A 6,324-nucleotide genomic window follows, 5' to 3' on the forward strand; every position below is an offset into this window, starting at 1 on the left:
GACCAACGAGGATGTCATCGATCTTTATGACCGAGTGAAGATCGGTGCCCAGATCATTGTACGGCATTGATGGTTCGTCGCACCCTCCCCGAAAGCCCGCAAATGAGTGACCTGCCGTCGTGATATCTTTCAACATCAAGCAGCTCGAAACCTTTCTCCTGGTGGCCACCTTTGGAAGCTTTCGAAAGGCGGCGGAACGCCTGAACACCACGCAGCCGGCGGTGTCCACCCGAATTGCCGGTTTGGAGGAAGCGCTTGGTGCCAAGCTGTTCGAGCGGCAGAGCAGCACGGTCAGGCTAACCGCCGAGGGACAACGGCTGCTACCACCTGCCCAACGAGTTCTGCGCGTAGCAGAGCGGCTGCAACTGATGGCCAGCTCTCTTTCAGAGACTTCAGATACGACGAGGGTGTTGAGGCTTGGGGTTGCCGAAACGATCGTGCACACTTGGCTGCCGGATTTCCTCAAGGCGCTGAAAGCAAATTATCCGCTTGTCGAGACCGATATCGTCGTCGATGCAACGACGACCCTTCGCAACGAACTCATGTCACACCGGCTCGATCTTGCGGTGCTGATGGGCCCTGTCTTGGAGTACAGCATCGAGAATATCGATATGCCGTCGTTTCCTCTTGTTTGGGTCTGCTCGCCGCAATTGGAATTGCCCAATCGACGCAAGGTGACGCTCAACGACCTGATGCAGTTTCCAATCATCAGCTACGCGCGCACCACGCGACCCTATAGCGAACTTTACCGCAAGCTCACCGGCGAATTCGAAGAAACGCCGCGCATCTTTCCGGCCAATTCCCTGGCCGCTTCCATCAAGATGACGCTCAACGGAATTGGAATAGCCTCGCTGCCTGAGGGAGTCGTCCAAGACTATATCGCAAGCGGTAAACTGCGCGTCGTCGAATGCGAATGGCACCCGTCCGACCTGCAGTTTACCGCCTCCTACTCCTCCGAACCATCCAATCCGATTGCGGAGCGGGCGGCAAAGCTGGCCGCCTGTGTTGCGCATGCATATGCTGCGAGAACCGATAAGCTTAGGCCCGCGGTTTCTCAGCCGACGAAAGTGGCCGGCAGGTAGATGCGGTCGCCTGAGAAGATCACATCCGGGCTCAGGATATGATCCATATTGAGCACCACCGTCTCCGCCACATCCGCAGAATGGGTCTTGGCGATCAGGCGAATGCTGTCGCCATTCTGGACTTCGACCCACTGGTAGCCGTCTTTCTCCAACGTTGGATTCGTGCGGCCCTCAGGATTGCTGCTGCCCTCGGGATGAGCCTCGACATGATCGCCGGAAACCCAGCCGCTATGGATGTCGCCGTCCGGCCCAAAACCTTCGACGGGTATCCAGCTCTCTCCTGACTGATCGGTCGAAGGCTTTGCGGTCTGCTCGACGAATGTCCCGGGTTGCAGAACCGTCGCTACAGTCGAATCCTCGTCAGGCTGGGCCCGCAAATTCAGACCGTCATCGGCGACCACGACAAGTTGCGGGAAATCCTCCGGCGGGGTTTGCGGCTCATCCGGGACATCCGAAGGATCATCGGGTTGCTGGGACGATGCATCGCCATCCGGTTTTTTCGGATCGGGTGGAGGAGACGTCTTCGCGCCCTCCCAAGGCTCTGCGAGCAGGGCGTCCAGTGAAAAAAGAAGCATCCCAACGCCGAAGGTGATGCCCAGAGTCCACCGGTCCCATGCAGCCCATTTCTTGTCGGACTTTTCCGCCGCCGCGATATCAGCATCGGTTCGCGGTACTGAACGGCGATTCATCCGGTCCGTCCTTATAGCCGACGCCCAGAATTCCGCGCAGCCGAAGGTGAACATGGTGCCGGCGACTGTGGCGATCGGCGCCGGCCAGGAGTGCACCGTATAGAAGGCGCAGCCAAGCACATAGCCGGGTCCAGCCAGATATTCGGCCAGGTTTCGGATCACCGGTCTGCCGGTGAACGACTGCAGCATCGACTTCGTGCCATAGACGATGTTGCCGAGCGTGAACGTGCTGTTGACGACAAGATCCTTACCTTGGATCATCCCGGTCGCGGCACCTGGCGCTGCGGCAATGAATGTGGCTCCGCCGAGCGCGTTGAGGAATCGCCCGAACGGCTTGTGACTTGCGGTTGCGTTGGGGAAGAGCGCCTGCGCACCGAAAACGACGCCTCGCACGCCAAATGCCACCGCTCCGGCGGTGGCGGTCCAGGTTGGCGGCAGCGAACTCCACAACACGACGGAGGTGGTCGACATGCCGCCAAAGGTGGCGAGTGCCTGAGTGTTTTCCCGCGTCCTGGCATGGCTGAGGGCCAGATCAACGCTGGTGGCCTGATCCGGCGTCATCGCCTTTTTATGGGTCGCCCGATAAGTGGTCAGCTGCAGCACGGAGAGGGCGTTCGTCTGATCCCCACTCATCCACTCGAACTGCTCAAGCGTGAACTTGCGGAACTGGCCGGGGCTCATTTCCCCGAACTGTTTTGGTGTCACCGCTTCGATCTGCGGCTGGGTCAGTTCTTCGGTGTGGTGGATCGTGAAGGCACCCCAATGATCGCGGTTCAGCACCGGAATCTGCTTCTCGCTCAGCCACGGCACCTGCTTGGGATCGAGCTTCGCCACGTCCACGGAATCGACCATGGTTTCGGGGATCGCCGGAACCTGGGGCTCGGTGAGGTTCTTCAGCAATCCGGCCTCGCCCAGATCCTTGAATTGCTGTGACGTGAACTTCGCGACCTGGCCGGGCTTGAACCATGGAACCTGGCGCGCTTCCAACTTCGACACGTCAACGAGCTCGATCTTGTCTCCTTTTATCACCCGCAACTGTGGTTTCGTCAGGTGAGGCGTCAAACCGGCTTTGCCGACATCCCGGAACTGCTGGTCGGTCACATTCCGGAAATGGCCCTCGGTCAGCCAAGGAATCTGTTTCCCGTCGAGGCCCGCGATGTTGACCTGACCTATCTTTGCCTTCGGGATGCCGCGCAGTTGGCTCTTGGTCAGATAGGGCAGCAAGCCGGCCTGATCCATGTCGCGGAACTGCTGTTCCGTCAGCTTGGCCACCTGCTCGCGCTTAAGCCAGGGAATCTGGGTCGGCTGGAAATCGCCCATGACGAGATCTGGCACCTGGTCAAGCGGGGTCGCTCTGACGCCATCTCGGGTGAGCGGTCCGTTGTTCGGAGCGGATTGGCCCTTGTTTGCTGGTGCGGGACGGCGAGTTTCAGCCGGGAGATGGGAACCCGTGGACGCGTAGTGGTCGTATCGCTCATCAGCGTACCGGCCATAAAACTCCCCGTACGTTCCGTCCGCAGCGCTCGGCTGCTTGTCCGTGAATAGCGTCGCCATTTCCTCGACGGCTTGCGATCGACCAATCTCGCCAGCCTTGAACCGGGCGAATATATCGGCCTGGGCCGAATTCCACTCGGCGCCGAGGATAGCAGCAGGCTTGCCGCTGTTAACCGCAAGCTCGTCGGCAGCAGCATATTGAACAAATGTGGCTTCGCCCTCGACGTTCAAATAGGCTGAGACCACGGCATCCTTATATGCCTGCCGATCTGGAAAATTGTCGGGATGAAGCTCGATTTTAGCGTCCGCAACGTGGGACAACTCATGGCCGAGCATGTCGACGAATTCGGCAAGTACGATATCGCTGTCCGCATCGGCTGCGCGGAATGTCTCAGCATCGACAAAGACTACTCCCACGTCGCGGACGTATTGGGATCCAGTCGCCGTCAGATCGTCGCCGGAGTTGGCGTCGAAAATCCGGAGGTCGTGCCGCGCCGGGTTGACGATGCGTACGCCTTTCGCGTGAGCGCCGCGCAGGAGTTCCATCAGCGTCGGCGACCGGCTGAGCTGATCTGTAAGATTGGCCTTGGTGACTTCCGGCATGCCGAGGTTCTGATGGAGCATGTCGTCGAGCAGGCTCGCCGCCTCCTGGCGGTTGGCCGCGATTTCGGCCTGCGTCAGCGGCTTGGCGAATGACCGGCCCAATGACCCATCTGCTGCAAAATCCTGCCCATTCCGCACCGGCCTTGGCGCCGGACTGCGGGGAGCGATCGGGCCCTCGCCAGCCGGCGGCAAGCCGTTTGCCGGCGGCGAATTGTGCAGCTCGAGCAGCCGGTTGAGGTAGTGGGCCTGCGTGGGCGTCAGTTCGCCGCGGGCCTGCTGATCCAGCTGTTGCCGCAATGCTTTCCATGCTGGCTTGCCCATCCAGTCGGGCCGTCCGCCGGTGGTGGCGAGTTGGTCCGGATATGGCGCCACGCCCAATTCCGGGAACACATCCAACACGCGCTGACCAGCGAACTTTAAATAGCCGTGCGGCGATGCAGCAACCTCGGCGAGATAGGCGTGGAGATGCTGCAGGACGTCCGGCGTCAGCCGCCCATCCGAAATCTCCAGCGCGGAGAAAACCTTTTGCGCGCCTTCGGAGGATCCGGGGTGCGCGCGGGCGGTACGGGTATGCGGCACCAGGTCCTTCCTCACCGTGCCGAGTTCTACCGTCGTTACCGGCCATTGCCCAAAGTTCACGGCGAGACCGGCGCCGTGGTCCGTGCGATCCAGGCGGTTGAGCGGCCCGGCGCCCGTCTCGCGCGGAACGCCCTCGAAGGCAGGGCTACCGCGCCAGGGTTCCTTGCCGCCTCCGAAGGGCGGAATGACGTTGTAGTTCCGGTAGAGGAGACGATCCTCGAAACCGGGCACCTTGCCTTCGGAGCTATAGTGGCTGGCACCACCTCTCGCAGCTTCTTCCCAGAAGGAGGCTGCCCTTTGGCTCAGCGGGCCAGGCTCCCTGTGCGTATATCCCGGCCGGCCGCCTTCGCCACCGAGATAGAGCAGCGTGCGTTTGACGTAGGCCCCACTCACAGAGAAGCCAAAGATGGATATGGAAACGCCAGGGGCGTTTTCTTTCTGGAACGTGTTCTTCGACAGCATCGGCGCCGATGCGACCCACTGGGCGGAGGGAGCCGCCGCATCGTCATAAGCGAAATTCGGCCGGAATCCATTGGCGAAGAGTTTATGGCCTTTTGCGTCATTGGGGTGGACGGGAAGAAGAAAGCCAGTGCCGTCCGGACCGTTGTTCTTCAGGCTGAGTTCTCCATAGACCTGCCGGCTGGGCAGCGGCACCTTAATGCCGAGCATCGATCCGCCGAGGCCAACTGTATTGGTGGCCATATCGTTCAGAACGGGTCCACCCAAGACATTGGCTTCGTGTTCCTGCAGGAACCAGGAAACGGTCGCGCGGTCGGACCGCCAGACCCCTTGTGCATCCGTGAAGAATGTCGGGACGCGCCACGAACTCGCCTTGTCGACATCCAGCAACCGCTCCAGCAGGACAGGCACCTCGCTGTTGATTTCGGTCCCGGCCTTGGGCTTGCTTGAGGGCAGCGCGTTCTCCAAGGCGCGGGCGAGCGATTGGACCGCGGGGTCCGCGGACTTCTGCTGGTTGGCGGCGTAACCGCGCATCTCTCGCCAAAGATACGGTGTCCAGGTCTCGTGGCCGGACAGAACCTTCGCATTGTAGCGGCCTTCCGGCGAAAGCTTGCCGGCGGGTTTGAACGAGGACTCCGGCTGAAGCTTCGGACCGTAGACCCAAGTGCTGCCGCTGTCGGCCTCCAGGACTTGCATGAGCGCATCCTGCTGCGCGGCGGTCACGGCCTTCCCGGGCTTCGTGGCGCGCCCCTTGAAAAACGGCGAGGCGGCATTTGCCGCGGCGGCAAGGTTCGGATCGGTGGAGCCTGACGCAGCCTTGAGGTAATCGCCGACGATGCCACGGCCGGCGTCGGTCCAGCCGGCTTCTCCTGGCAGCGCCCCGGCGGTAAGGAACTGCTCGCCGCGCGGCAGCCTGCCGTCCGACGACAGGCCGAGTTGATCGATCACTTCTCCTGGCGACAGATGCGGCAGCTTGCCCTGAGCGCTGAACACGTGGAGGGTCGTCAAGCCGTTCATCGAAAGCTGGCCGACCGGCTTGGAGCCGGTGAACGGACTGTTCCGATCGGCGTTGAGCATTTCGCCAAGCGCATGATGCTGAGCCTGCGTCATTGCCGTGCCGGACTGAGGCAAGCCCCTGCCCCCGAGTTGCACTCTGGTCATGGTCACCGCATCGCGGACGCCAGGATCGCTGGAACCTTCGAGGGAATGGAGGTAGTCGCCGACGAGTTCCACCTGCTCGGGCATCCAGGTCGGCGCGGGCGTCGCCGCATGGTCGGGAAGCGCCGGCAAGGTCGCGGCCAGGGTCTCGCCGAGCGCCGAGCGATGGCTGACTTCCGGATTCTCGGCAGGATCGAACGTATGGACTTCCCGTGCCGGCGTGTTGACCCTGAGCTGGCCGTTCGGTGTGGTTATGGACC

2 protein-coding genes are annotated in these 6,324 nt (G+C 61.5%); one reads left to right on the forward strand and one right to left on the reverse strand.

The window, feature by feature from the left end; all coding sequences use genetic code 11:
* The first annotated feature begins 119 nt into the window (after positions 1–119).
* Positions 120–1,082, forward strand: a complete 963-nt coding sequence (locus tag EOA85_RS24445; RefSeq protein ID WP_127211478.1) for a LysR family transcriptional regulator — start codon at positions 120–122, stop codon at positions 1,080–1,082.
* Here the strand turns inward: EOA85_RS24445 and EOA85_RS24450 are convergent.
* The coding region (locus EOA85_RS24450; RefSeq protein WP_164759851.1) for an SH3 domain-containing protein at positions 1,055–6,324 on the reverse strand (5,270 nt) is incomplete at its 5' end. The two genes, EOA85_RS24445 and EOA85_RS24450, sit on opposite strands and share 28 nt — an antisense overlap.

This window comes from Mesorhizobium sp. M5C.F.Ca.IN.020.29.1.1 (assembly GCF_003997375.1).
GTDB classification, from domain to species: Bacteria; Pseudomonadota; Alphaproteobacteria; order Rhizobiales; family Rhizobiaceae; genus Mesorhizobium; species Mesorhizobium wenxiniae.